Here is a 26,820-nt window from a genome sequence, read left to right on the forward strand (position 1 = left end):
ATATGGCTCGGCCGGGCTGTGCCGACGGAATCGGCGAGACCGGATTCACGTGTGACTTGATGCGCGCAAAGGCGATTGTCCCTCGTGTCTCGGCGCGCACCCGCATACCATTGCACTCAGGAGTGATCCGTGCTGTGAGCCCCGTTCACGGCTCGTTCCGCCGCCCGCACTGTGCGGCGCCGGACGTGGCCCCGTGAGTTAAGTGCGTGAAACCCGTGAGGCCCCGCCGTCGAGTCCGATGGCGGCCGGGTGAGTGTGGTGGGTGCGGTGCGGCAAGAGCGGAGACCGTCCGGTCTCCCCCACGCTCCGCGACCGGTTCCCTCATGTGGAATCAGATACGGGAAATGACGATGACAGCCACCCCTACTGGGGATTCTGCGCCCTTCGGCGCCCCCGACGACACCACCCCCGGCTCCGCCCTGGGTATAGACGACCTGTTCAGCGCCGAGATCGCCGGCGCCCCCGACGCCGCCCAGCGGGCCCGCGCGCCCCAGGACCCCAGCGACGTCGGTGCTCGGGATGTGCACGAGGACGCACATGATGCCGACCTCGCCTCCCCCGCCGATCCCGTACCCGCCTCGGCGCAGTCCGCTGAGTCCTTCGATACTCCCGCATCCTCGGAGTCACCCGAGGATCCCGAGGATCTGGAGAATGAGGATGAGGCCGATGATGTCGACCTGAACCTGCCCGAGGCCGACCCGGAGCTGCCCGAATCCGAGGCGGACTTCGTGGACGAAGCCGAAGACGAGGATCCGGGGCAGGATGATCCGGACTACCCGACACCCGAGGCCGTCACCTTCGATGACCTGGGCCTGCCCACGGATCTGCTCAAGGCGGTCAAGGACATGGGCTTCCAGGTGCCGACCCCCATTCAGCGCGAGGCGATCCCGGTGCTGCTCTCGGGCCGCGACGTTGTTGGTATCGCCCAGACCGGGACCGGCAAGACGGCCGCTTTCGGACTGCCGCTACTGGACGCCGTAGACGCCCGCGACGGCGAGGTGCAGGCGCTGGTCCTGGCGCCCACGCGCGAATTGGCACTTCAAAGCGCCGAGGCCATAACCGATATGGCCAGTCGCTCACGCGGCCTCGATGTGGTCGCCGTCTACGGTGGCGCCCCCTACGGTCCGCAGATCGGTGCGCTTAAGGACGGCGCCCAGGTGGTAGTAGGCACACCCGGGCGCATCATCGACCTGATGGACAAGGGCGCCCTGGCACTGGACCAGGTGAAGTACTTCGTACTCGACGAGGCCGACGAAATGCTGCGCATGGGTTTCGCCGAGGACGTCGAGGCGATCGCCGCCTCCCTACCATCCCCCCGCCGCACCGCTCTCTTCTCCGCCACCATGCCGCCCGCCATCCAGGCGGTGGCCCGCCAGCACCTGGAAGACCCGATCCGTGTGGAGGTCTCCCGTCAGGCCTCCACGGTGGACACCGTCCGGCAGACCTACGCGGTGGTGCCCTTCCGGCACAAGATCGGCGCCGCCGCCCGGGTACTGGCCGTTACCGAGGCACAAGCCGCTCTGGTGTTCGTCCGTACCAAGTCAACCGCCGAGGACGTCGCCATCGAGCTGGCCGGCCGCGGAATTCAGGCGGCCGCCATCTCTGGTGACGTGCCGCAGCGTGAGCGCGAACGGCTCGTAGAGCGACTGCGCGCCGGCACTCTCGACGTGCTGGTGGCCACTGATGTGGCCGCCCGGGGACTGGATGTGGACCGCATCGGGCTGGTGGTCAACTTCGATGTCCCCCGGGAGGCGGAGGCTTATGTGCACCGCATCGGCCGCACCGGGCGCGCCGGACGCCACGGCGAGGCCGTCACCTTCCTGACCCCCAAGGAAAAGCGCAAGCTCCGCCAGATCGAGCGGCTGACCGGTACCCGTCTGGAGGAAATCACCCTCCCCTCCCCCGCGGACGTATCCGAGCACCGCGCGGGCAAACTGCTCGAGCGGGCCGCCGCTCGACGCGAGCGCGGCCGTCTGGAGATGTATGCCGATCTGGTCGCCGCCAAGAGCCAAGAGCTGGGAATCGAGGCTGACGAGCTTGCCGCCACCCTGCTGGCCCTCGCCGTCGGCGACGAGGGGCCCCGACGTCGTGACGACGGCAAGCGTCCCCGGCGGGGCAATCGCGAGGAGCTCCTGGATGATGACGGCACCTTCGTGTCTGCTTCCTTCGAAGGCGGCCGTGATGACCGCCGTGGGCGCCGTGGAGACCGTATCGATGGCAAGCCAGGCGCATCCAGGGGTGGCCGGCGCCGTCATGAGGACGGAACCGGAACCGTCTACCGCATCGAAGTCGGCCACCGGGATCGCGTGCTGCCGGGCGCGATCGTTGGCGCCCTGGCTAACGAGGGCGCCATCTCCGGCTCCGACATCGGCAAGATCGATATCCTGCAGTCCTTCTCACTAGTTGAGATCCACACGCCGCTGGATGACGAGCAGATGGAACGTATGCGGCATGCGACCTTCGCTGGCCGAGAGCTGCGCATTCGCGTGGACGAGGGGCCGGGCTCAGGCGGTTGGGACGACCAGCGCGGCGATCGCTCCGGAGGGTCACGCGGCCGGAACAACGACCACGGTTCGAGGCGTTATGAGCGTGGCGGCTTCAAGCGGCGCTACGACCGTGATAACCGTCGGAATGACAGCAACGACAGGAACGGCCGCTGGGGCAACCGCGGCTGGAACAGCGGCCACAAGGGCGGTTTCCGGGGTAATCGCGGCGGGCGGTGACACACCGGCTTTGAGCCCGGCCGCGGAGGGGAGGACAACCGCATGATCCCAGCCGTGTATCTGCTCACTGTGGTGGTGTTCGGCTTCACCGCGACCCTGCTGCGCCTACCCCCGCTGGTCGGGTTTCTGGCAGCTGGATTCGTCCTGGGCTCCTCGCCACTACCGAATCTGACTTTCATCGAGGTGCTCGGCGATCTCGGGGTGGCGGTGCTACTGTTCACCATCGGGTTGAAGCTCGATCTGCGGGTGCTGCGCCGCAAGGAGGTCGCCGGCACCGCCATGATCGTCATGTTGGTGCTGACCGTCCTCGGGACCGGGCTGGTGGCGGGGATGCTAGCCCTCGGCTTGAGTCTGGGCGCCACCACCCCCGGGGGCATCGCCTCGGTGGGTTTCGCTCTGTCATTCTCATCAACGGTCGTTGTGGTCAAGCTTCTAGAGGAGCGTGATGACTCCGGTTCCCTCTACGGGCGCATCGCCATTGGCGTGCTAGTGCTGCAGGACATCGCGGCAGTCGCCTACATGACCGTCACATCGGGACGTGCTCCCAGCCCGTGGGCAGTTGCCCTGGTGGCGCTGTGGCCGGCGTCCCGGCTGCTGCGCGGTGTGCTGGACCGCATCGACCACCGGGAGATGCGGGCCCTGTTCGGCATGTCCATGGCGCTGCTGCCCGGCTATCTGCTGTTCGATCTGGTCGGCCTCGACGGGGATCTGGGCGCCCTGATCATGGGTGCGCTATTCGCCTCACACCCCGCCGCCAAGGAGCTTTCAAGCGCCCTGTTCACCATCAAGGAGCTGCTGCTGGTCGGCTTCTTCCTTGCCATCGGTTTGGACGGAATCCCCGGAAGCTCTGCTTTCGCCCTGGCTGGAGTGCTGCTGGTGTTGTTGCCGCTGCGGTCACTGATCTACACCGGAGTGCTGCGGGTGATGGGTATGCGGCGCCGTACCTCCGTGCTGACCGGCATGGCCCTGACGGCATATAGCGAGTTCGCACTGATTGTGGTGGACACCGCCACCGACCACGGACTGCTCGGCGGCGAATGGCCGGCGGCGATCTCCCTGGCGCTGGCGCTGTCCTTCGTGGTGTCTGCAGTCGTCAACCACAAGCCCGCCGCCCTGGTGGAGTGGATGTCCGAGCGGTTGCCCGACCGTCCCAACACCACGCTGCACCCCGATGAGCAGCCTTTGCGGCTCGAAGGCGTGTGCACGGTGGTATTCGGCATGGGGCGGGCCGGACGCTCCACTTACACCCGCCTGTACGCCGACGGGCAGACGGGTGTGCTCGGCATCGACAACGACGCCACCAAGGTGGAAGAGATGACGCGCCAGGGATTCAACGTCATGGAGGCGGATGCCACCGACCGCCAGTTCTGGGAGCGCTTGGAGGCGGTGCACGTGTCAACGGTGGTGCTGGCCATGTCCGAGCCTGGTGCCAATGTGCACGTACTGGAGTGGCTGGGCCGCAACGAATTCGATGGGCGAATCCTGGCGATCGCCCGCTATGACGACGAGGCAGCGACCATGCGGGCTGCGGGGGTGGACGCCGTGATCAACCTCTACGAGGGCGCCGGAGAGGCCCTGGCCCGGGCCGCCGAGGCCCTACCTCCGGCCGCCGTGGATGGTGTCTACGACGCCAACGCTAGCTAGTTGGCGTCCACCTGCGCTAGCTGGGGGAACAGGTCGGCCTCATCGGCGGGGAACCAGGTAGTAGCGTCAGCCGGAACCTGATCGCCGGAGCGAATGTCCTTGACCGAGTCGGGTTCACCGTCCGCGCCCGGGAACCAGACGAAGGGGATGGACCGCTTGTCCGCGAAGCGGATCTGCTTGCCATACTTGGCGGCTGTCGGGGACACGTCGGCGGCAATACCACGGCCGCGCAGCCGATCGGCAATGGCATCGGATGCGCCGCGGTGCGCCTCATCGGCAACCGCGACCAGCACCGCCGTCGGCACGGCCCGGGTCACTTCCACCATGCCAGCGCCAATCACCCTCGCCAGCAGGCGGGACAGACCGATGGAGATGCCCACGCCGGGGAAGGTGCGTTTGCCGTCGGAGGCCAAGGAGTCGTAGCGGCCGCCGGAGCACACCGAGCCGAGGTCCTCGTGGCCGGTCATGAAGGACTCGTAGACAGTTCCCGTGTAGTAGTCCAGGCCGCGAGCGATCTTCAGGTCGGCGACAATGGCACCGGGGCGGCGGCTCCCGGCCGCACGCAGCAACTCAGCCAGCTCCTCCAGGCCCTGCACCAGCAGCTCGGTGGGTGCCGCGCCGTCGAGAGCCGCCATAACACAGGCGCGTACGTGCTCGGGATCATCCCCAGTGATCTCAGCCAGGTGCAGGGCCGCCTCGGCCTGCTTGGCGGTGATGCCGACGACGTCAACCAGTTCCGCGGCGACCCGGCCGGCCCCGATCTTGTCGAGCTTGTCGACCACCCGCAGCACCTCAGCCAGCTGCTCCTCGGCGACCCCGAGCGACTGGTAGAAGCCCTGGGCGACCTTACGGTTGGACACGTGGATGGTGACGGCCGGGATGGGCAGTGCGGACAGGGCCTCGTGCATGACCAGCGGCATCTCGACGTCGTGGAACAGTGGCAAGGCGCCGTCGCCCACGACATCGATGTCCGCCTGGATAAACTCACGGAAGCGGCCCTCCTGCGGGCGCTCGCCGCGCCAGACCTTCTGGATCTGGTAGCGCTTGAACGGGAAGTGCAGGGTGCCGGCGTTGTCCAGCACGTAGCGGGCAAAGGGGACGGTCAGGTCGAAGTGAAGTCCCAGCTGCTTGGCAGGGTCCGCATTCTCCTCACCGGGATCGGCCTGCAGGCGGGAGAGCAGGTAGACCTCCTTGCTGGTCTCCCCCTTGCGGGTCAGCTCCGACAGCGGCTCGACGGCGCGGGTCTCGATCCCGCTGAAGCCATGCAACTCGAAGGTGCGGCGCAGGGTGTCGAGGAACTGCTGCTCGACGATGCGGGCGGCGGGAAGCCACTCGGGAAAGCCGGAGAGAGAGGATTGCGCCTGTCGGACCTGTGCTGGAGCCATGGGCCGCATTGTGTCATGTCATCTCGCCAAGCGATGACAGCCATGACGCTAGGTGCGCCGTGCCCGCCCCGACCGGCGCTCACGCACCGGTCTCGCCCTGCTGTGCGCCGTGCCCGCCCCGACCGGCGCTCACGCACCGGTCTCGCCGCCGCGGACCTTCGCCTCGGCCAAATAGGGGTTGGCATGGTGCTCGTGGGCCATGGTCGTGGCCGCGCCGTGCCCGGGCAGCAGCACCGTTTCCGGATCGATAACGCTTGCTAACAGCCGCAGCGTCGCCCACATCTGATACTGGTCTCCGCCCGGCAGATCGGTACGGCCCACGCTGCCCTTGAAGATCACATCGCCGTCCAGCGCCACCAGGTACTCGCGCTCCGGAATGTCGGTCGGATCATCAAGGACCTCCGCCTCAAACAGCAGCTGGCTGTCACCCAAGTCGGCGTTTAGGAAGAACAAAGTGGACCCTTCCGAGTGACCGGGCGCGGGCACGGCCCTTAACGCGACGCCCGGGACCAGTTCGACGGCTGCCCCGAATCCGTCCTGCGGGAAGGCACGCACATCCGCCGGTCGCTGCCACTGGCTGCCGGCCAAGTCGGCGAATGTCATGCCGTCGGCTGCGATTCCAGTTGTGGTTGCGGGATCATCGAGCCGGTACAGGTCAGGCTGGGGAATGTAAACCGGCACCCCAGTGGGATCCACCCCGCCATCCGGCCCGGCGTCTATGCGCCCCTGGGCCACCGCAGCATCGATCAACCGTTGAGCGTCCCAAACGTGGTCGGCGTGACCGTGGGTCAAGAGTATGGCGCCAAGCCGCAAGTGATTCGAACGCAGCAAGGCCATGGCACCACGGGCCGCACCCGCGCCCGGATCCACCACCAGGGCGGGGGCACCCGGCTCAGCGGCCAGGACGTAGCAGTTGGCTCCGAAAACTGCAGCTAGAGTGCGCTCAATGAGCATGTCGGCCATGGTAGCTGAAGAGCAGCTGTGGCTAATCGTGCCGAACTGTCCGCCGCTGGTGATTCCGAGGTGGCCGCAGTGGTTCCGCCCCGCCCGACCGACAGGTAGGCTCGTCCTCAACTGTCGCCCTCCGGCGACATGTCGTCGTCCGGCCCCGCGCCGGACGTGAACGGAACGGGGCGGATCCGCTCGCCCCACCCCGTCAGATCCGTGAAGGAGCGCAATGACCGAGCAGACGCAGCCCCAGGCCGAAGCCACCACAGCGGTGGAGCCCACGGCCGACACCGGGCAGGCTGCTACCGAGCCCACGCCGACTTCTCCCGACGCCGTCGGGCCGGCCGACACCGAACTCACCCAGACCGAGCCGACCAACCCGGCGCAGCACGCCGAGAGCCCCGACGACAGTCGCGACGAGGCCCCGGCGCAGCCACCTGCGGACTCCCCATCCGGCAACGAGGAACAGGCACCGACCGCCGTCGACGAGACTCCCGAATCCACCACCCAGTCCTCCGAGTCCTCCGAGACCGCCTCCGACCCTGAGGGCGAGCAGCACACGCCAGCTGCCCGGCCCGAGCCGTCGCAGGCGACTTCGGCGGATTCCGATACCTCCGAACAGGCCGCACCGGCGGAGCCGCAGGTCGACCCCGAGGCCGCCATGGATGCCGCCAAATGGGGCCGGGTCGACGGCGAAGGCCGGGTCTACGTGCAAGACGGGGGAACCGAACGCGAGGTGGGACAGTTCCCGGGCGTGCCGATCGCCGAGGCCATGGCCTACTACGTGCGCCGTTACCTGGACCTGAGTTCCAACGTCGACCTGTTCGCGGCCCGGCTTCCGCACCTGTCCGTGCGTGAGATCGACTCCACCATCAAGAACTTGGACGACTCCCTCAAGGAGCCGGCCGCCGTCGGCGACCTGGAGGCCCTGCGTGCCCGATTCACCGCACTGAAGTCGGTGGCACTGGAACGTCGGCAGGCGGTTGCGGCCGAGCGCGCCGCCGCAAAGGAACAGGCACTGAAGGATCGCACCGCCATCGTGGAGCGGGCCGAGGCCGTGGCCGCGCAGGACCCTGCCCGCACCCAGTGGAAGTCATCCGGCGCGGAGTTGCGCGCCCTGCTGGAGCAGTGGAAGGAGGCGCAGCGCCGCGGCCCACGTCTGGACCGTCCCACCGAGGACGCGCTGTGGAAGCGTTTCAGCCACGCCCGCACCACCTTCGACCGTCACCGCCGCCAGTACTTCAGTGAGTTGGACGCCAAGCAGGCCAAGGTGAAGGCCGCCAAGGAGGCGTTGATTAAGCGGGCTGAGGAGCTTTCCAACTCCACGGACTGGGCGGGCACCTCCGCCCGCTACCGCGAACTCATGAATGAGTGGAAAAAGGCCGGACGTGCCTCCCGCAAGGAGGACGACGCCCTATGGGAGCGTTTCCACGCCGCCCAGCAGGTCTTCTACGACGCCCGCCGCGCCAAGGACCAGGCCACAGACGCGGAGTACGCCAGCAATCTGAAGGTCAAGGAGGAGCTCGCCGCTAAGGCCGAGGCCCTGCTTCCGATCAAGGATCCCAAGGCCGCCCGCAAGGCCCTGCGCCCCATCCAGGAGGCGTGGGATGAGGCAGGCCGTGTGCCTCGCAATGCAGTGCGGCGGTTGGAGTCGCGCATGCGCGCCGTCGAGGAAGCACTGCGCCGCGCCGAGCAGGCCGAGTGGCGCCGCACCGACCCGGAGACCATGGCGCGCGCTCAGGGGCTGGCCAGTCAGCTGGAGGACTCCATTGCCGAGCTGGAGGCCGATCTGGCGGCAGCTGAGGCCTCCGGCGATGCCAAGGCACAGGCTCAGGCGGAGGCGGCGCTAACCGCCCGCCGCGCGTGGCTGGATCAGGTACGTCGCACCACACGCGCCTGAGGGCCGTCCACCAGTTCGGTTATGCCGACGACGGCGGGTCCCATCCGCATCTATAGGACGGGACCCGCCGTCGTGTGTTTGTGCTCCGAGTATGTCGGGGCCACGGTTGAGGCTGAGTCCTTCTACTGAGTTGCCGGCGCCAGATTGCGCCAGGCGCGGCGGTGCAGCAATACACCGGCGGCGACCGACACGTTCAGTGACTCCACCGCCGGATTCATCGGAATGCTCACCGTCGCCTGCGCCAGGGACCGCGCCTGCGAAGTCAACCCGGAGGTCTCGGCCCCCAGAATGAGCGCGAGCCTGCCCTCCCATGCCGATAGTCGATCAAGCGAACCGGTTGCACCGGCGTCCAGCGCCGCCAGGTGCCCGCCGGCGCGGGTGAACTCGGCGGCCAGTGCGGTCATCTGCGGCCAATCCATAAGCGCCACCGGCAGGGAGAAGACGTAGCCACGACTGGCCCGGATCAGACGACGATCGGCAATAGACGCAAGCCCGGAGTCCACCAGCACGACCCCGGCGGCGCCGAAGGCATAGGCACTGCGGGCGATCGCCCCAATGTTGCCGACAATCCGCACCCCGTCGAGGATCAGCAAGTCTCCCTTGGTCTGCAGCAGGCGCCCAGCCTCCACGGGGGGCGGCACCCGGGCGACGCCGAACACCTCAGGGCGCTTGTCGGAACGGAACAGCTCGGTCGCCAAGCCCGCGGCCACGGTAGTAACGGGGACGCGCCGACGCGCGCACTGATCCGACAGCTCGCGGGGCAGCGTGGCCGAGTCGAGCACGTACACGTCGGACAAGCGCAGACCGGCACGCAAGGCGTTCAGCAACGGCTCGTAATCCTCCACCAGCACGGACTTGGTGGGTCGCCCGGACACCTTGGCCAGGTCGGCTATCCGCTGGGCCGCAGGCGTCGCCCGGTCCGTCAGGACCTCTCCCCCGAGCACATCTTTGATTCCGCCCTCGGCCGTAGTCCCGGTCATAGTCAGGTCCTTTCCTGGTGGGTCACGGTGCGCGGCGAGTCTAGCGGGTGGGTCTCGTAGTGTGGTGGTCTACACGCAGATGGATCCCTCCCGGACGCGTGCCCCTCAGAACCACCTGCGCCCCCAAATGCGTCTGAGTTTTCCACAGGCCTGCACTCGGTGCTGGTGTAACAGACCGTGGGCGGGCGAAGATGCGGACATGGCTACAACCGCCGTCACCAGCCAATCGCCGCCCTATCCGCGGATGTCGGGCGCATCCCGGCGTACGACAGTCCGCACGGTTCCTGCGCGCGCGTTGCTGGCTCGCCTATTGCCCGGTCCGGTGCAGCCGATGCTGGAAGCGCCCGAGCAGCATGAGCTAGCCCTGCTGCGATGCCAAGGCCTGGATCACCAGGTGCTGGTGGATGTGCTGGGGCGGGCGGTGCCTGCCGACATGCTCACCACGGCCACTGCCCGTGCCGGCGCTCTTGCACCTGAGCCACCGGCAGGTTTCGCGATAGCCGGGCGCACTGCGCTATGGGTGCATACCGGTGGCGAAGCGCCCGCAGAGCTGGAGCTACTACGGGCCGTGCCCGCCACCGACGTGGTGACTCTGGCGGGCGTGCCCTGCCTGAGGCTGGCGCGCACCGTCGTCGACCTGGCGCGCACCGCGCCACCGACGATGGCAGTTCACGCGGTGCTGCAAGGCCGCCGCGCAGGGTTGACTCGACGAGAGCTGGAATCCGCCCTGCTGTCCTGCCGGGGCGGAAGCATGCGGGGACTCAGGCGGGCACGCCGCCTGATCGACGACTTGTACGCGCCCTTGCCCGAGTATCAGACCGATACTCACTGTCCACTGCGCCCGGCCCTCGCCCCATGCTGATGACGGTTGGATGAGGAGGTCAGGCGCCGCGCCTCGAAGACGCCGTCGATCCGACGCAGTGAGGCAAGCGTGTGATCCAGGTGCCCGGCCTCGGCCAACTCGACTACGAACCTGCCCACCACGACCCGGTCCCGGGAGGTCCCGACGTTGGCACTGATCAGGTTCACGTGGTTGTCCGCCAAGACGCGCGTGATATCCGCCAACAGGCCTCCTCGGTCGAGTGCCTCAACCTCCAGCTGAACCAGGTAGGCGCTCTGCGCGTGCTCGGCCCACCGCACATTCAGAATGCGCTCGGGCTGCCGCTTAAGCTGTTCAACGTTCTGACAGTCGGCACGGTGAACCGACAGGCCGGAACCACGAGTGATGAAGCCGACGACATCGTCACCCGGCATGGGAGTGCAGCAGCGGGCGAGTTTAACGTACACATCACCTTCGCCCATGCCCTCAACGATGATGCCCTGATCGCCAACGGCACGGCTGCGCTGCTGGGTGGGTGCCGCTCGAGTCGGCAGCACCCCCTCGGCTAGGGTCTCCTCGGCACCGGCCTCCCCGCCCATTGATGCCACGAGCGTGTCCACCACGTGCTGAGCGGATACGTGCCCCTCGCCGACCGCCGCATACAGCCCGTCGATGTCCCGCTTGTTGAGGGTCTCGGCGACATTCATGAGCGAGTCGTGACTCATCAGTCTCTGGATGGGCAGGTCCTTCTTGCGCATGGCGCGGGCGATAGCGCCCTTGCCGGCCTCAATGGCCTCCTCACGACGCTCCTTGGAGAACCATGCCTTGATCTTATTGCGTGCCCGGGTGGAGCCGACGAAGTTCAGCCAGTCGCGGCTGGGCCCCGCCCCCTGCGCCTTGGAGGTGAACACCTCCACCGTGTCACCGTTTTCCAGCTTGGTGTCCAGTGGCACCAGGCGACCGTTGACGCGGGCGCCTACGGTGCGGTGACCGACTTCCGTGTGCACGGCATAGGCGAAGTCCACAGGTGTGGAATCCCTCGGCAGGGCCAGCACATCCCCCTTTGGTGTGAACACATACACCTGCCCGCCGGACATCTCATAGCGCAGAGAGTCCAGGAATTCGGCAGGATCCTGGGTCTCCTTCTGCCAGTCGACCAGCTGCCGCAGCCAACCGAGCTCGCCGGCGTCGGACTCACCGGGGGCACCGCCCAGAGGACTGGGGCCGGTGGCATTTGGATCCTCCTTGTACTTCCAGTGTGCCGCCACCCCATACTCCGCCATACGGTGCATCTCATGGGTGCGGATCTGGATCTCCACGGGCTTGCCGCCCGGACCAATCACCGTGGTGTGCAGTGACTGGTAGAGGTTGAACTTAGGGACAGCGATATAGTCCTTGAAGCGCCCTGACATGGGTGTCCAGCGCGAATGCAATGCACCCAGCACTGCATAACAGTCCTGGACCGTGTCAACAATCACGCGCACTGCGACAAGATCGTAGATGTCGTCGAAGTCCTTGCCCCGCACGATCATCTTCTGGTAGATCGAATAGTAGTGCTTGGGGCGACCGGTGACGATGCCCTTGATCTTGTTAACCCTCAGATCCTCCTCGATCTGCAGGCGCACCTGGCGCAGATACTCCTCCCGGGCGGGGGCGCGTTCGGCCACCAGATGCTCGATCTCATCGTATACGCCCGGATACAGGGCCTTGAAAGAACGGTCCTCCAGCTCCCACTTGATGGTGTTCATCCCCAGTCTGTGCGCCAGGGGCGCGTAGATCTCCAAGGTCTCCTTGGCCTTGCGGGCGGCGCTGTCCTGGGGAACGTACTTCCATGTGCGCGCATTGTGCAGCCGATCACCCAGCTTAATGACCAGCACCCGGATGTCCTTGGACATGGCCACAATCATCTTGCGCACCGTCTCGGCCTGGGCGGCGTCCCCGTACTGGACCTTGTCGAGTTTGGTGACGCCGTCCACCAGGAGGGCGATCTCGTCACCGAAATCGGCACGCAGCCGCTCCAGCGTGTAATCGGTGTCCTCCACCGTGTCGTGCAGCAGGGCGGCGGCCAGCGTCTGCGGAGTCATTCCCAGTTCGGCGAGGATCGTGGCAACCGCCACCGGGTGGGTGATGTAGGGTTCCCCTGACTTGCGCTTCTGGCCGGCATGTGCCTTCTCCGCCACCCGATAGGCACGCACAATGAGACTGGTATCGGCCTTGGGATGATTGGCCCGCAGCGCCCGCATGAGCGGCTCAATGGCGGGGGGTGTCGAATGACCGCGCGCACCGAACCAGGCCAGGCGGCTGCGCACCCGAGAACCGGGCACGACCGTCTCATCAGCCGTGTCGGCTCCGCTGCGCGTGTCCGTCGTCATACCCGGATCATAACCGCGTTCTCCTAACGACGAGACCCGGCAGGCGGGGATCAGGAGGATTCGAAAACGACGACGGAGTCGATATCCCGTCCGGCGAGCCTCTCGCGCCCGCCCAGCCCCGCCAGCTCAAGCAGCATGCAGATCGACTCGACCTTCGCACCGGCCTGCTCAAGCAGGCTGATGGAGGCGGCCGCCGTGCCACCGGTGGCCAGCACATCGTCGATTACCAGTACGCGCGATCCCTCCGTGACCGTCTCGGGCCGCAACTCCATGCGGGCGGTGCCGTACTCCAGCTCGTAGTCGACGCCGAGCACCGGGCCGGGCAGTTTCCCGGCCTTGCGGACCATCACCATGCCGATGCCCAGATGGACGGCCAGTGGCGCGGCAAGAATGAAGCCCCGGGACTCCAAACCGGCGACGGCGTCGATGTGGCCGCGATAGTGGGCGGCCAGGCCGTCAATGAGATTCGCGAAGGCCTCGCCGTTAGACAGCAACGGGGTGATGTCACGGAACAGTACGCCCGGCTCTGGGAAGTCCGGGATTTGTCGTAGGTTGTCCAAAACGAGCTGGGTGAGCTCGCGGGGCAGGGCGGGTGAAGTGGTCATGGCCGCTTCCTCTTCCTCTTGGGCTGGGCGGAGAATCCGAGATGGTGACCGGGAATCACTGGGGCGGCCACAGGCGTGGCGGCGATGGCTGCGAGCGCCTCCGGATCGTCGCCGGCCTGGGCCAGGCGCTGGTCCCGGGCCTGGGCCACCCTGTCCGCCTGCTCCTTAACAGCCTTCTCTCGTCCCCGCAGATCAACCAGGATCGGGGTGGCCAAGAACAATGACGACACGGTGCCGGCGATCATCCCGATGAACAAGGTCAGGGCGATATCGCGCAAGGTACCCGCACCCAGAATGAAAGCACCTACCACCAGCAAAGAGGCCACTGGCAGCACACCGACCACGGAGGTGTTGATCGAGCGAACCAGGGACTGGTTGACCGCCAGGTTGGCCAACTCGCCGTAGGTGGAACGTGTCTGGGTCTCGAAGCCGTCGGTGTTCTCACGCACCTTGTCGAACACCACCACCGTGTCGTACAGGGAGTAGCCAAGGATCGTCAGCACACCGATGATGGTGGCGGGAGTGACTTCGAAGCCGCTGGCCGCGTAGACGCCCACGGTGATCAAAATGTCATGGCTGAGGGCCAGCAGTGCCGCCACCGCCATCTTCCAGGTGCGGAAGTAGCCCCAAATGAGGGCGCCGACCAGCACGAAGAAGATGACCAGGCCCCGTACCCCCTTGCTGGTCACATCCGCTGACCAGGTCGGTCCAATCGTGGTCGCCGAGACGTCGGCTTCTGTCACGCCATAGGCGTCGGTCAGGGCTGCGGACAGGGTGTTGAGCTCGTCGTTGCTCAGCTCATTGGTCTGCACGCGCACCGAGGACGATCCCATAGTGGTCACCGATGCCCCCGATGCCAGGCCCTCCTCAGCCAGGACCCGGTTGGCGGGACCGACTGCAGGATTAGCCAGGGAGGTGACCGTGACCTCCGAGCCGCCTCGGAAGTCGATACCGGGCGTGAGCCCCACGGTAGCGATCAGGACGATGGAAGCAGTCATCACGGCGCCTGCGATCGCATACCACAGCCGACGCCTGCCGATGAAGGGGAATGAGGTTTTGCCGGAGTAGAGCTCGTTGCCGAGCTGGGCGAGGGACTTCATGCCTGCTCGTCCTCCTTTCCGCTGTGGGAGTCGGTGGACTCCTTGGACTCGGTGTCCTCATCGGTGGGCGAGGTGTCATCTGCCCGCTCCTGGGCGCGGCGGGCCGCGGCGCGCCGCCGGGCCAGTGAGCCCGTGGCGGCTGCGGAACCGGCCAGTAGTCCACCCCTGTAGGCGGCGCGGGAGCGAGCACCCAGATGCTCGGGGTCCAGGCCCGACAGGCGGTGGCCCTCTCCAAAGAAGCGGAACCGCAGGATCCACACCAGCATCGGATGGGTGAATAGGATGATGACAGCCAGGTCGACCACCGTGGTCACGCCCAGGGTGAAGGCGAAGCCCTGCACGCCGCCGACGGCCAGGAAGTACAGGACCACCGCGGCCAGCAGGTTAACCGAGTCCGAGACGATGATCGTTCGGCGGGCATGTCGCCAGCCCTCGTCAACCGCCGCCACCAGGGTGCGACCATTGCGCACCTCGTCACGCACACGTTCGAAATACACGATGAAGGAGTCCATGGTGATGCCAATGGCGATGATCAGCCCGGCCACACCTGCCAGCGACAGCCGGTAGCCCATGGACCAGCTGAGCAGGGCGATCACCAGATAGGTACCGGCGGCGGCCACCAGCAGGGAGGCAACCGCCACGATCCCCAGTCCGCGGTACTGCCATCCCAAGTACACCACGATGAGTGCGAAGCCGATCAGCCCCGCGATCAGGCCGTTACGCAGCTGTTCCGTGCCCAGGGTGGCCGAGATGCGCTGCTCGGACTGAACGGTGAAGGACAGTGGCAGGGATCCGAAGGACAACTGATTGGCCAGTGTGTTGGCCTGTGCCTGGGTGAAACGACCGGAGATCTGCACCCGGCCGTCGGTGATGGCGGTGACGACATCGGGGTTGAATCCCGAGGCCATGATCGTCAGTCCGTCCAGCACAATCGCGAACTGGGCCTTTTGGGAGTTGACGGAGGTTGCGTCCGTCGCCGTGGCAGCGCTGTCGCGGTATGCGATCAGCCTTTCGGAGACGTCGGCGAATTGCTGGGCGCCCTGGTCGTCGAACTCCAGGCTGACCACCCAATTGTTGATGGTATTGCCCTGGCTGGTGGTCTCCAGGCCCGAGGAGGCCGAGCGCACATTCGTGCCGGCGATATCCGCGGGACCGAGTATGTAAATGGCGCCGCTGCCGTCGCGGGCGCAGGAGATTACCGCGGCGCCGGGATCCTGAACCTCGCCCGTCAGCGACTCGGGGGAAGTGCAGTCAGTCATGTAGGCGTCGTAGATGAGCTGCTCGGAGATCCAGGCGTCGGAGGAGTGATCGTCACTGGTCGACTCCAATGGGTCGGGGCCGATGGTGCCGTCGCCGTTGACATCGGCGAGGGAGGTCGCCATCTCCTCGGTCGTCACCGGTGCCGTCGGCACCGCCTGGGCCTCGGGGCTCTCCTGCGCCGGGGCCTCCTCGGGAGCCTCAGTGGAGCTCTGGGCGTCGGTGGCAGGAGCGGTGGGACTGGCCGTGGCCTGGCTGGCGACGTAGTTGTTCTGGGCCTCGGCATAGGTGGCGGCGCTGGCCTGCAGTATCCGGATCACGGGGCGGAAGTACAGCACCGCGGAGTTACGCACCAGATCGAGGGTCTCCTCACTGGGTGTGCCGGGCAGGGAGACCACGATGTTGTTGCCTCCCTGGCGGGAGATCTGGGCCTCGGACACGCCGGAGGCGTCCACACGCTGGCGGATGATCTCAATGGCCTGATTGAGATCTTCATCCGTGATCTCTGAACCGTCGGAAGTGGTTGGGGTCAGGATGATCTGGGTGCCGCCCTCGAGGTCGAGGGCGAGCCCCGGGGTCATCTGGGTGCGACCGGTGGCGGCGCCGATCGCCAGGCCTACATATCCCAGTACGACCACCAGAAGCAGCGTCAGCAGGCGCCGGCCGGGATGCTTGAGTTTATTAGTGGACAAGCGGTCCTCTCCTCGGAAAGAGCGGTATACGCCGCCAGCCCCTACCGGGCGACGGCGTGGCTGCGGTCTCAGGCCTGGGGCTGGGACTCGGACGGCCCCTCGGGTGCCTCCTGCGGGCTGGCGGAGTCCTGGACATGTTCGATCTGCGGGGCCGCGCCGTCGGGCTCTGCACCGGTCTGCTCATCCGCCTCAGTCGCATCCTCATCGGCTGAGGCGAAGGGAGGCTCTTCCGCGCCCACGATGGCACTGGTGGCCCAGAGCGATTCGTCCCCCAGGGGGGTCGCCAGCGTCACCACCTCTCCGTCCACCTCCACGACGGTTCCGTAGAAGCCGGCGCGGGTACGCACCCAGGTGCCGGGCACCAGCGCTTCCTCGGTGCGGCGCTTCTGCTCATCCATCATTCGCTGCTGCTGTCTGCGGGCGAACCTGGACATAAGCCAGAAGACCAGCAGCATGATGATCAGCATGAGGAGCATGGGGTCCATGATAACGACTCCGTTCGTGAGGAAAGCCTGCGTCGCCGGGGCGACGGCGTCAGCGAGTCTAGGCCACGGCGGCACTCGCCCGCCCGGACCGGCGGGGTGCGCGGGTGTGACACGCACCCCTTATCGGCTCACAAGCCACCTGCTCAGGCGAACAGGGCGCCGTCGTCGGGTGGGTGCAGGCCCAGGTGGGTGTAGGCGGCAGGAGTGGCCATGCGCCCGCGCGGGGTGCGGATTAGCAGCCCCTCCCGGAACAGATAGGGCTCCGCAACCGTCTCAATCGTCTCGGGCTCCTCCCCCACACTGACCGCCAGTGTGGTCAGCCCCACGGGAACCCCGGCGAACCGTGTACACAGAGTCTCCAGCACGGAGCGGTCCAGGCGGTCCAGGCCCAGTTCGTCTACCTCGAAGACCTCCAAGGCGCCGCGCGCCGCGGCCAGATCCAGCTGCCCGGGCGTGCCGTGCACCTGGGCCCAGTCCTGGACCCGGCGCAACAGGCGGTTGGCGATACGGGGTGTGCCCCGGGAGCGGCGGGCCAGCTCCCCGGCCGCGTCGGCACCAATTTTGACACCCAGCAGGCCCGCGGAGCGGGTGACGATGCGGGTGAGGTCACCCGGGCCGTAATACTCCAGGTGCCCGGTGAAACCGAAACGGTCACGCAACGGGGCCGGCAGCAGGCCGGCACGGGTGGTGGCACCCACGACCGTGAAGGGAGGCAGGGTCAGTGGGATGGAGGTGGCGCCCGGCCCCTTACCGACGACGACATCCACCCGGTAGTCCTCCATTGCCAGGTAGAGCATCTCCTCGGCGGTGCGGGCGAGGCGGTGAATCTCATCGATGAACAGCACATCGCCCTCCTCCAGGGAGGACAGGATCGCGGCCAGGTCTCCAGCATGCTGGATGGCAGGACCGGAGGTGATGCGCAGCGCGCCGTCCACCTCGTTGGCAATGATCATCGCCAGGGTGGTCTTTCCCAGGCCGGGCGGGCCTGACAGCAGCACATGGTCGGGCACCGCCCCTCGGGCCAGGGCGGCGCGCAGCACCACGGACAGTTGCCCGCGCACCACCTGCTGGCCGACGAAGTCCTCCAAGCGTTTGGGGCGCAGGGCGGCCTCGGCGGCGCGCTCGGCGTCATCGGCACCACCGCCAACAATGCGGCCGGTCCCGTCCGGCCCGCCGACCGGTGCTGGGTATTCAGCCACGGACTCCTCCTCCCAGTTGTCGCAGGGCGGCGCGCAACAACTCCGGAACCGGCAGCGGCGCCCGCAGCTCGGCTTCGACGGCGGCGACCGCCCGGGTGGCGGTGGCCTCATTCCACCCAAGCTGCACCAGGGCCGCCACCACATCGGGATTGGGCTCTCCCTCGGGGGTAGACGGCTCGGGCACGGGGGCTGAGCCGGTGGGCGGACCCAGCTTGTCGGCGACGTCGATTATGACCCGCTGAGCCCCTTTCGGCCCCAGCCCGGGCACACGCTTGAGGGCGGCGACATCATTGCCGGAAACGGCTGTGCGCAACGCATCGGGCGTGTGCACTGCCAGTATCGCCAGGGCCAGTTTGGCGCCCACCCCCTTGGCGCCCAACAGCACCTGGAAGCAGCGGCGCTCATCAGCGTCGGCGAAGCCGTACAGGGTCAGGGAGTCCTCGCGCACGATCAGCTCGGTGTGGACGAATCCCTCCTCACCGATACGCAGCCCGGCCAGGGTGGCGGGCGTGGCCTGGAAGGACATCCCCACTCCGCCGACCTCAATCGTGGCTGCGGCCAGCGAGACATCCAGAACGGTTCCGCGCAGTGAGGCGATCATGCAGTCCGAGCTCCTAGGGTATCGGGTGTCGAACACCTGTTCAGCATGGCGCCGACTCTAGCGGGTTCTGCGGCGCGGGTCGACGGCGCCGGTGCGGCGGGCCCGCGCCTGGGCGGCCGCCCACGCCTGCTGGGCAGGGGTGCGGGCGCTGGCCCGGATAAAACCGCCGGCGGAAACCATGTCCGTGCCGCCGTCCACGCCGGTGCCCCCGCCCCGCCAGCCATGACAGATCGCCTGAGCCAGGGCATCGGCTGCATCCGCGGGACGTGGCGGAGCGTTCAGTCCGAGGATGCGCTGGACCATGGCCTGAACCTGCGCCTTGCCGGCCGTTCCGGAGCCGGTCACGGCCGCCTTGGCCTCGCTGGGGGTGTGTTGGGCCACCTCCAGTCCAGCGCGGGCACCGGCCACCATGACCACACCGATCACCTGGGCCACGGAGATCACCGAACGCAGATTGTCCTGGGCGAATACGCGCTCCACCGACAGGGCGTTAGGGCCCAGGCGGGCGATCCAGTCCTCCAGGGCGTCGGCGATGGTCAGTAGGCGCAGCTCGGGGCTGGCCGAAGCGGGGGTGCGCACCACCCCTACCTCCACCAGGCGGGCGCGGCGGCGCGGGTCCACATCGACGCAGCCCAAGCCGCAGCGGGTCATGCCTGGGTCGATGCCCAGTACACGCTGCTCGGCAACGGCACCACGATCGCCTGAGCCGCGGCCGCCTCCATGCTCCGCGAAGGGTCGGGACGCTTCGGTCATGGCCAGTCCCCGTGTTGGCGGCGCCGGCTACTCGTCGTCCCCGCCCAGCTCGGCCGCAATCTCGGGAGTGATGTCGACAGAGGTGTATACGTTCTGCACGTCATCGAGATCCTCCAGGGCGTCTATTAGACGCATCACCTTGCGGGCGCCGTCGCTGTCTACCGTGACGGTGGTGCCTGCCACAAACTGGGATTCGGCTGACTCGTAGTCCATGCCGGCATCGGTGACGGCCTTGCGCACGGCTACCAGGTCGCCGGGCTCGGAGATGATCTCGAAGGAGTCTGGGCCCTCAACGACCTCCTCGGCGCCGGCATCAAGCACCGCCATGAGGATGGTGTCCTCATCCACGCCGTCGCCCTTGGCGACCTCCACCACGCCCTTGCGGGTGAAGTTGTAGGCCACGGAGCCGGGGTCTGCCAGGGAGCCGCCGGTGCGGGTGAAGGCAACACGCACATCTGAGGCAGCGCGGTTGCGGTTATCGGTCAGGCACTCGACCAGGAAGGCCACCCCCTCGGGCCCGTAGCCCTCATACATGATGGTCTGCCAGTCTGCGCCGCCGGCCTCCTCGCCGCTGCCGCGCTTGATGGCGCGGGTGATGTTATCCGCCGGGACGGAGTTCTTCTTGGCCTTCTGGATGGCGTCGTACAGGGTGGGGTTGCCGCTCGGGTCTGCTCCGCCGGTGCGGGCGGCCACCTCAATGTTCTTGATCAGGCGGGCGAAGAGCTTGCCGCGCTTGGCGTCGATGGCCGCCTTCTTGTGCTTGGTGGTGGCCCACTTGGAGTGACCCGACATGTGTTCTCCTTGCAGTCTTCCGTGCCTCCCACCGGCGGAGGTCGGGAGGAATTGCGAACGTACCTGCCCTCAGTCTAGGGGATCGGTCAAAACACGCCCGGTCACCGGTCCCCGTGCGCCCAGGCACAGGGCTAGCCGTTGTCGCGGGGCCATTGGTTGAGGGTTTGGGTGTAGGTGTCGGGGGTGCCGTAGGTGAGGATGGCGCCCTCGGCCACGGGCATGGCTTTGCTTGCTAGGGCGTGGGCCTGTGCCCAGTGGGGGGAGTCGCGGTGGAAGAACATCTTCCAGCCGGGTCCGTAGTCGTATGGTTCGGGGTCGGGGTTGAGAGGCTCGCCTTGTCTGCTCAGTGCGCCGATGGTGGGGTTGATAATGCGGGCGCCGGTGTATATCAGCCAGTCGGCGAAGTCCTCATCGGTGTCAATACGCGCCCCCAGTGCGGGGCCCGTCTCCAGTTCTATGGAATGGGTGTCGGGACGAGTCAGGCCCAGTTGGATGTATAGGTTGCTGCCTCCGGTGCCAATGTCGCCGCTGAAGAATGATCTGATGACGCCGGGGAGTTCGGGGTCGGCGCTTGCGTAGACGGCCTGGCGGAGTTGGTCGAGGGTCTCGATGTTGGGGTTGGCCTCGGCCTGGGCCTTGGTGCGGGCGGTTTCCCGCCACCGGTGGAAGGTGGGGTCATACGGCTTGATCGCCTGCATGAACTCCCACGCCCCGGCGATCGACTCATCCATACGCCGGTCCAAACCCGGACGGTAGATGTTGAAGTCTAGATTCCATTTCATGACGGCTGGCCTTCTTGTGGGTTTTGGGGGCGGGGCCATTGGTTGAGGGTTTGGGTGTAGGTGTCGGGGGTGCCGTAGGTGAGGATGGCGCCCTCGGCTACGGGCATGGCCTTGCTTGCTAGGGCGTGGGCCTGTGCCCAGTGGGGGGAGTCGCGGTGGAAGAACATCTTCCAACCTTGACCATAGTTGTATGGTGTTGGGCCTTCGATGTTGATGTTGCGGGGCTTGTAGTCTTCCCGGGTCAGTGCGCCGATGGTGGGGTTGATAATGCGGGCGCCGGTGTATATCAGCCAGTCGGCGAAGTCCTCATCGGTGTCAATACGCGCCCCCAGGGCGGGGCCGGTCTCTAGTCTTATGGAGTGGGTGTCGGTGTACACCATGCCCAGTTGGATGTATAGGTTGCTGCCTCCAGTGCCAATGTCGCCGCTGAAGAATGATCTGATGACGCCGGGGAGTTCGGGGTCGGCGCTTGCGTAGACGGCCTGGCGGAGTTGGTCGAGGGTCTCGATGTTGGGGTTGGCCTCGGCCTGGGCCTTGGTGCGGGCGGTTTCCCGCCACCGGTGGAAGGTGGGGTCATACGGCTTGATCGCCTGCATGAACTCCCACGCCCCGGCGATCGACTCATCCATACGCCGGTCCAAACCCGGACGCTGAATCTTGAATGAAAGGTGCCATTTCATGGTGTCTTTCCTTTCCTGTTGGCTGCGGTTGTGGGCTGGTTGTGGTTGCTGGTTAGTAGTAGTTGGGCGGGGTGAGGAACAGCTTGATGGTGGAGGGGAAGTCCCCGTTTGCTTGGAGGTCTAGGAGTTGGTCGTAGAATTCTTTTTCGGCGATGTGCCAGTGTATGGGGGTGTTGGTGCCGGTGGCGCGCACCGCCGCGACCTGTTCTCTCGCCTGCTCGACGGCGTCATCGACAACGTGTTTGCCCCATTCTTGGTTCATGAGGTTGGCCAGACCCTCGCCCTTGGCCTCGATGAGCGCGCCGTCTTTGAAGCCGTCGAACTCCTTGCCGCCCACGAAGTAGGAGTCTTGCACGCGTACGCCGGTGACCTGCTCCTCATAGGTCGCCGAGCGCCAGGAGGGGCTGTGGTTACGGCCCTTGCCCCAGGTGCCCACCCCGCCCTCACTGGACCCGCGTACGGGTTTGCGCACGCCGGGGTAGTGCTTGCCGGCACGCGGATCGAACAAACCGGGCTTTACCCCACCTGTCTCATCGGCCAGGTGGGCGCGCACAGCCCGGTTGCGTTGTTTGACGTAATTACGCCAGGCGGCCCGGTCATTACGCCACAGCCAGTACTCGTAGCGCGCCTGGCGGGCGGCCTGGCGGGACGCCCAGTGAGCGCCGCGGGCGACCTGCCCGCCCATGGCGCTGGCAGTGCCTCCACCCAGGATCGTCAGCCCCGCCAGTGCCAGATCCATGACGATCTCAGCGGGCGTGTGAGTAGACAGGTAACGCCGCACCGTCCCCAACGGGTCGCGCATCAGATCAGCGGCCCCGTGGGCGGCGTCGAAGAAGGTGGCAGCACCCATGCCGAGCTCGAAGGCCAACCCCAAGGTCCCGCCGGTGAGCACCACCACCGCCCCGACGAAGAACACCAAGGCGGCCTTCTGCTCCAGGCTCAAACTCTCCCACCAGGTCCCCAAGGCGTGGAGAATCCCCGCCAACCACCACAAGGAGCCCGAGTCGTTCAACTGCGCCTCCAACACGCCGGCCAGGGCGGGTGTCAGCGCCACCAGGCCGGCCGCCGCTCCCAGCACCCCCATACCGGCGAGCCGCCAGGGCCACCAGCGCTGCGGCACGGAGTCCAGGACTGCGCGAACCGCCTCCTCCCGCCCAATACGCAACCTCGCCGGAGCGATCGCCAACAGCCCCGGCCGGCGAGTACCGGCCGCCTCCAACAGCGTGCGGTACGCCCACCGCCACTCAATTCCGGTGGTGGCTACCAGATCGATCGTCACCGCCCGCAACGACCGCCAACGGTCATAACGCAGCGCCTTGATACGCCGCAGACGCCACGGCCCCCACCTCCCGCCGCCGTCGTCGCCCTCAAGCGACAGCGTATAACCCCCCTCCCACAAGACGCGCACGTCCAACAGCCACGCCACACCGAGCAGTCCCAGCAGCATCCAGCCGCGCCCGTGCCCGCCCAGCGTCAGCGTTGAGGTAGCTCCCACCGGCCACCACGGCGCCTGGTCCCCGGTCTGCGACCAAGGCCCATAGTGACTGGCGTTGCGGCCAGCGTGATCCACCATCACGACCCACAGTGCCCACAACGGCGCCAGCGTGCACGCGGCGCGCACCACCACCCGCCTCCAACCGACCATGCCTCCGCACCGGCGCCACACGGCGATTGCCGTCCCAAACGTCCCGGCCACCAGGCCGGTGAGGATCGCGTGTCCCGCGAAAACCAGATACTCCCCCGCCTGCCCCGAAAACGGACTGAGGGAAAACATGGTCGCACCCAAGCACTCCAAATCACCGACACCCTGGTAGGAACATGTCAACAAATCCAGCGCACCGAACAGGCTCGGCTGTGTCTCCAAGATGACGATACGACGCGCCATCTCCTCAACCGCCTCAAACCCTGCACCACAGGCAACACCCAGCACCAGCCAGTCGCTCGCCAGCAGCCGCCGTATCCGCCCCGGAGCCGCCAAAGCCAGCGCCGCCAGCGGCACCAGCTTGCCCACCTCCTCCACCAACGGGGCCACCACCACCGAAGCGGCCGTAGAGGACACCCCCACTTCCGCCAGTTCCGAGATCCACGTGCTTGTCGCAGCGATAACCCCCGCCCACACCATCGCCGCCGCCAGCATCCCGGACACCAACGCCCAAGACACTGTCTTCGCCCGTGCCAGGACAAACCAGCACAGCAGCAGCCACAGGCAGCCGATCCACGCGCCCAGGGCCGCCCTCAACGTCGGCGATACAACCAGCCCCACCAGCACCACCACCGCCGCCAACCACGAACACACCACACGAAACCGCACCAAACGCCCGAACCAGACCGTATCGCTCAACCGGTCGCGCAGCACCTCCCACCACTCCACACGGAACTCGGGCGACGAATCAGGCGACGACGCTCCAGGAGCTGCGACGGGGATCGAAGACATCAGGGACCTTTCATCAGGCGAAAGAGCACGGACAGAGGTCAGTATGTCACAACCCAAATTCAGACGCACAACATACAGAACAGCGGGCGAGGGAGTCGGGCTACTCCATGACGCCGGTTCCCGTCGAAAAGGTCGGCTAGTACTCGACGACGTGATGGACCCGGCCGTCCCAGCCGTCCAGGAGCTCGCGGGCGAGCGCGGGCAGAATGCGCGGGTAGACGGTCATGCCGGCCGCGACGGCGCCGTCCAGCTCGTCCAGGTCCCACCAGCGCAGCGAGTCCAGCACCTGCTGCTCGGCGTCGGTCCAGCCGGAGCGGTCCACGCCGACGCTCTCCTGGAGGTAGGTGAGGTAGAACAGTTCGTCCTGGCGGCAGGTGACTCGGTTGAAGGTGAACAGGGCCTTACGCTCCACCACCGGGCCGATCAAGGCAGTCTCGGCCAGGGTGATTCCGGTCTCCTCAGCCAACTCGCGCCTGGCCCCGGCGATAGGCGTCTCCCCCCTCAGCAGACCCCCACCCGGGGTGAAGCCCCACGAGTGGGAGACATCGCCGAAGTCGTGCCCGATCACGAGCAGGATCGCCGGGCGCGGCACTTGCCGCAGGGCTATGACGCGGGCGGCCCGACGGAACGGCAGCCCGGCCGTATTCAGCCGCCACTCATCGGGATCGAGCAGCTCGGTCCAGTTGGCGGGCACCCGCTGCGCATCGCGCCCGTCGGCAGCCAGCATCCGGCCTACCCTGTGGGCGATGCCGGCCTCATCCGGCGAAGACATGGCGGTGTTTTGTGATTGCCTCCAGAAGCGCAGCCTCCTGCGCGGCGAAGTCGGCGTCGGCATGCCCGTCGATGGCGTGCTGCCGCAGCTGCGCCAGGGCCGAGGCCGTGGCCAGGAACTCCCGCATTGATCGGGCCGCGGCCGGGCCGCGACTCTTGGCCCAGTGGCGAGCGGCCGACCGGCCGGCGCCGGTGGTGATCATGGTGACCTCGGCCGGCGAGAACCAGCCGGCCCGCTGATAATCCGCCAGCCGCTGCCGCATGGTCATGCGCTCATGCCAGCGCAGCCACAGCACCAGGCTGACCGCCGCGATGAAGAAGGGGATCTCCACATAGAAGTACAGGGAGAAGTCCACGCTCAACATGCCGTTCCAGAAGGCGTGCAGCACGATGGCGCAGGCCAGTCCCAGAGGCATGGTCCACATCCAGGCCAGCGGCGAACGCATGCGTGCACTCGCCCCGATCGCCAACCCGGTGCAGGCGGTGAAGGACACATGGGCGAAAGGGGAGGCGATTGCGCGCATGATGAAAGTGCCCAGCAAAGCGTCCGAGTACTGCACGAAGTACAGGATGTTTTCTGCGAAGGCGAAGCCGGCCGCGATCACCGAGGCATACACGATGCCGTCAACGGCGCCGTTGAAGTTGCGCCGCCAGATCAGGAAGACAATGAGTAGACCTAGCCCCTTGGTGGTCTCCTCGATGATGGGGGCGGTGACTACGGCAGAAACTAGGCGGCCGCCAGACATGGAACCGGTGGCCGCTGACACCAGCAGGGAGGCGGAGGTGTTTACCACCAGGGAGATGACGGTGGCGACCCCGGCACCCCACAGGAAGGCCGCCACCAGCACACCGGGCGGTTCAGGTTCCCAGCGGTCGATCCAACGAACGGTCGCCAGCACAATCGCCAGTGGCACAAGCGCCAACAGAATCGGAACCAGCAGTTCGGAGGCCGTACCGGATGTGGTGGATGTGTAGGTGAACCACAGCATTAGTGCCAGGCCTGCAGCTCCCACACCGGCGATCACCACGCTGGCCACGGTGCCGCGACGCCGGTGCACCATCGCCTGCGGGGTCCATGCGCCGTCGGGTCTGAGCTGGGAGGTGCCGGCGGGAGGGTAGGCGCTGCGCCGGTATCCGGGGCGGGGCGCCCAGGCGCCGCCTGGGCTGGAGAAGTTGGACGGTCCGCTCATGTAGTCATCTCCGTACTACCGGCGTCAGGCTCCGCGGTGATGGCATCGTCGATATCGAAGGTTCGTGGCAGCGGAGCATGCCCGGCTAGGTGCAGGGCGCGAACGTCCAATGCGCGGCGCTGCCGCTGGGCCTCGGCCACATGGGTGTTGTGGAAGCGGCGGGCCAGCATCAGGCGGTAGGCGGCCTTGTCCAACCTGCCCAACAGCTCTCGGCCCACCGGGTCGGTTCCAAGGGCCGTGCGGGCCTGCGGGTCGACCACGGTGCGGATCACGCGCGACAGGTCCGATTCGATGCGTGCCCGGCTACGCGACTGCTCCCCGCCGGTTTCACCCCGCCCGGTCGCCTCCACACCCAGGCCGTCCTCAACCAGTGGGCCATCGGCGTCCAGCGCGTCGTAGGCGGCGCGGGACAGCAACAACGCCGATGCCGGATCGAGCAGGCCACAGGCAGCCAGGTCGGCGGCCGCTTGCGCCCGGTGCACCAACTGGGCCTCCAGGGTGGCGCGCGAGCCCAGGACCTGCCGGTGTAGTCGGTCCACACGCAGCGCCTTGGCATACAAGGACCAGGCGATGGCCAGTACCACGAGCGCAACGGCGAGGACGACCACGGCCGGCACCAACCAGAACGGAGGCCCTCCAGCCGGGCCTGGCGGGACCGCTAAAGGTGGCGGTCCCACGCAGATGATAGGAATCGGCGGCACTGTCTC

At 67.0% G+C, this 26,820-nt stretch carries 22 protein-coding genes; 4 read left to right on the forward strand and 18 right to left on the reverse strand.

Annotated elements, in window-relative coordinates; all coding sequences use genetic code 11:
* Positions 1-350 precede the first annotated feature (350 nt).
* Together CWT10_RS08075 and CWT10_RS08080 are read left to right on the forward strand one after the other, a co-directional pair.
* On the forward strand, positions 351-2,723 hold the full coding sequence (locus CWT10_RS08075) for a DEAD/DEAH box helicase (protein WP_103063351.1): 2,373 nt from the start codon (positions 351-353) through the stop codon (positions 2,721-2,723).
* Positions 2,724-2,765: 42 nt separating this feature from the next.
* Positions 2,766-4,367, forward strand: coding sequence for a cation:proton antiporter family protein (locus CWT10_RS08080; RefSeq protein WP_103063350.1), 1,602 nt, complete (start codon positions 2,766-2,768; stop codon positions 4,365-4,367).
* On the opposite strand, the gene hisS is transcribed toward CWT10_RS08080, so the two are convergent.
* Both hisS and CWT10_RS08090 read right to left on the reverse strand, forming a co-directional pair.
* A complete protein-coding gene (hisS, locus tag CWT10_RS08085) occupies positions 4,364-5,761 on the reverse strand; it encodes a histidine--tRNA ligase (protein WP_103063349.1) in 1,398 nt (465 codons plus the stop codon). The two genes, CWT10_RS08080 and hisS, sit on opposite strands and share 4 nt — an antisense overlap.
* 120 nt (positions 5,762-5,881) lie before the next feature.
* Positions 5,882-6,706: an MBL fold metallo-hydrolase gene (locus tag CWT10_RS08090; RefSeq protein ID WP_103063379.1), complete on the reverse strand. Its 825-nt coding sequence runs from the start codon at positions 6,704-6,706 to the stop codon at positions 5,882-5,884.
* A gap of 223 nt (positions 6,707-6,929) precedes the next feature.
* On the opposite strand from CWT10_RS08090, the gene CWT10_RS08095 reads away from it, so the two are divergent.
* Positions 6,930-8,600, forward strand: coding sequence for a DUF349 domain-containing protein (locus tag CWT10_RS08095; RefSeq protein WP_103063348.1), 1,671 nt, complete (start codon positions 6,930-6,932; stop codon positions 8,598-8,600).
* Positions 8,601-8,722: 122 nt separating this feature from the next.
* Here CWT10_RS08095 and CWT10_RS08100 read toward each other — a convergent pair whose 3' ends face one another.
* Complete coding sequence (locus CWT10_RS08100; RefSeq protein ID WP_103063347.1) at positions 8,723-9,580, reverse strand: TrmH family RNA methyltransferase; 858 nt, start codon at positions 9,578-9,580, stop codon at positions 8,723-8,725.
* Between the two features lie 199 nt (positions 9,581-9,779).
* Here CWT10_RS08100 and CWT10_RS08105 point away from each other — a divergent pair, with 199 nt between their 5' ends.
* Positions 9,780-10,442, forward strand: coding sequence for a hypothetical protein (locus CWT10_RS08105; RefSeq protein WP_128683348.1), 663 nt, complete (start codon positions 9,780-9,782; stop codon positions 10,440-10,442).
* On the opposite strand, the gene CWT10_RS08110 is transcribed toward CWT10_RS08105, so the two are convergent.
* The 15 genes from CWT10_RS08110 to CWT10_RS08180 form a co-directional block, all read right to left on the reverse strand.
* A complete protein-coding gene (locus CWT10_RS08110) occupies positions 10,406-12,772 on the reverse strand; it encodes a RelA/SpoT family protein (protein ID WP_103063345.1) in 2,367 nt (788 codons plus the stop codon). The two genes, CWT10_RS08105 and CWT10_RS08110, sit on opposite strands and share 37 nt — an antisense overlap.
* Positions 12,773-12,822: 50 nt before the next feature.
* On the reverse strand, positions 12,823-13,377 hold the full coding sequence (locus CWT10_RS08115; RefSeq protein WP_103063344.1) for an adenine phosphoribosyltransferase: 555 nt from the start codon (positions 13,375-13,377) through the stop codon (positions 12,823-12,825).
* On the reverse strand, positions 13,374-14,477 hold the full coding sequence (secF, locus tag CWT10_RS08120; RefSeq protein ID WP_103063343.1) for a protein translocase subunit SecF: 1,104 nt from the start codon (positions 14,475-14,477) through the stop codon (positions 13,374-13,376). The genes CWT10_RS08115 and secF overlap by 4 nt, the downstream gene beginning before the upstream one ends.
* Positions 14,474-16,426: a protein translocase subunit SecD gene (gene secD / locus CWT10_RS08125; RefSeq protein WP_103063342.1), complete on the reverse strand. Its 1,953-nt coding sequence runs from the start codon at positions 16,424-16,426 to the stop codon at positions 14,474-14,476. The genes secF and secD overlap by 4 nt, the downstream gene beginning before the upstream one ends.
* Positions 16,427-16,494: 68 nt before the next feature.
* Positions 16,495-16,911, reverse strand: a complete 417-nt coding sequence (locus CWT10_RS08130) for a preprotein translocase subunit YajC (RefSeq protein ID WP_103063341.1) — start codon at positions 16,909-16,911, stop codon at positions 16,495-16,497.
* Positions 16,912-17,054: 143 nt separating this feature from the next.
* Complete coding sequence (ruvB, locus tag CWT10_RS08135; RefSeq protein WP_103063340.1) at positions 17,055-18,110, reverse strand: Holliday junction branch migration DNA helicase RuvB; 1,056 nt, start codon at positions 18,108-18,110, stop codon at positions 17,055-17,057.
* On the reverse strand, positions 18,103-18,711 hold the full coding sequence (gene ruvA, locus CWT10_RS08140; RefSeq protein WP_103063339.1) for a Holliday junction branch migration protein RuvA: 609 nt from the start codon (positions 18,709-18,711) through the stop codon (positions 18,103-18,105). Before ruvA ends, ruvB begins: the two co-directional genes overlap by 8 nt.
* Positions 18,712-18,768: 57 nt before the next feature.
* Positions 18,769-19,374 (reverse strand): crossover junction endodeoxyribonuclease RuvC, encoded by a 606-nt coding sequence (locus tag CWT10_RS08145; RefSeq protein ID WP_269843779.1) that lies wholly within the window; start codon positions 19,372-19,374, stop codon positions 18,769-18,771.
* Between the two features lie 117 nt (positions 19,375-19,491).
* On the reverse strand, positions 19,492-20,256 hold the full coding sequence (locus CWT10_RS08150; protein ID WP_103063337.1) for a YebC/PmpR family DNA-binding transcriptional regulator: 765 nt from the start codon (positions 20,254-20,256) through the stop codon (positions 19,492-19,494).
* Positions 20,257-20,387: 131 nt separating this feature from the next.
* Complete coding sequence (locus CWT10_RS08155; RefSeq protein ID WP_128683352.1) at positions 20,388-21,038, reverse strand: hypothetical protein; 651 nt, start codon at positions 21,036-21,038, stop codon at positions 20,388-20,390.
* On the reverse strand, positions 21,035-21,718 hold the full coding sequence (locus CWT10_RS08160; RefSeq protein WP_103063335.1) for a hypothetical protein: 684 nt from the start codon (positions 21,716-21,718) through the stop codon (positions 21,035-21,037). The genes CWT10_RS08155 and CWT10_RS08160 overlap by 4 nt, the downstream gene beginning before the upstream one ends.
* 52 nt (positions 21,719-21,770) lie before the next feature.
* On the reverse strand, positions 21,771-24,152 hold the full coding sequence (locus CWT10_RS08165; protein WP_128683354.1) for a PrsW family glutamic-type intramembrane protease: 2,382 nt from the start codon (positions 24,150-24,152) through the stop codon (positions 21,771-21,773).
* A gap of 136 nt (positions 24,153-24,288) precedes the next feature.
* Positions 24,289-24,924 carry an NUDIX hydrolase gene (locus CWT10_RS08170; RefSeq protein WP_233188105.1) on the reverse strand — a complete coding sequence of 212 codons (636 nt, stop codon included), beginning with the start codon at positions 24,922-24,924 and terminating at the stop codon, positions 24,289-24,291.
* Entirely contained in the window at positions 24,908-26,113 is a 1,206-nt protein-coding gene (locus CWT10_RS08175) for a PrsW family intramembrane metalloprotease (protein ID WP_103062821.1), read from the reverse strand. The genes CWT10_RS08170 and CWT10_RS08175 overlap by 17 nt, the downstream gene beginning before the upstream one ends.
* Positions 26,110-26,721 carry a hypothetical protein gene (locus CWT10_RS08180; RefSeq protein ID WP_416171707.1) on the reverse strand — a complete coding sequence of 204 codons (612 nt, stop codon included), beginning with the start codon at positions 26,719-26,721 and terminating at the stop codon, positions 26,110-26,112. Before CWT10_RS08180 ends, CWT10_RS08175 begins: the two co-directional genes overlap by 4 nt.
* Positions 26,722-26,820 lie beyond the last annotated feature (99 nt).

The sequence above is a fragment of the Actinomyces qiguomingii genome (assembly GCF_004102025.1).
Taxonomy (GTDB): Bacteria; Actinomycetota; Actinomycetes; order Actinomycetales; family Actinomycetaceae; genus Actinomyces; species Actinomyces qiguomingii.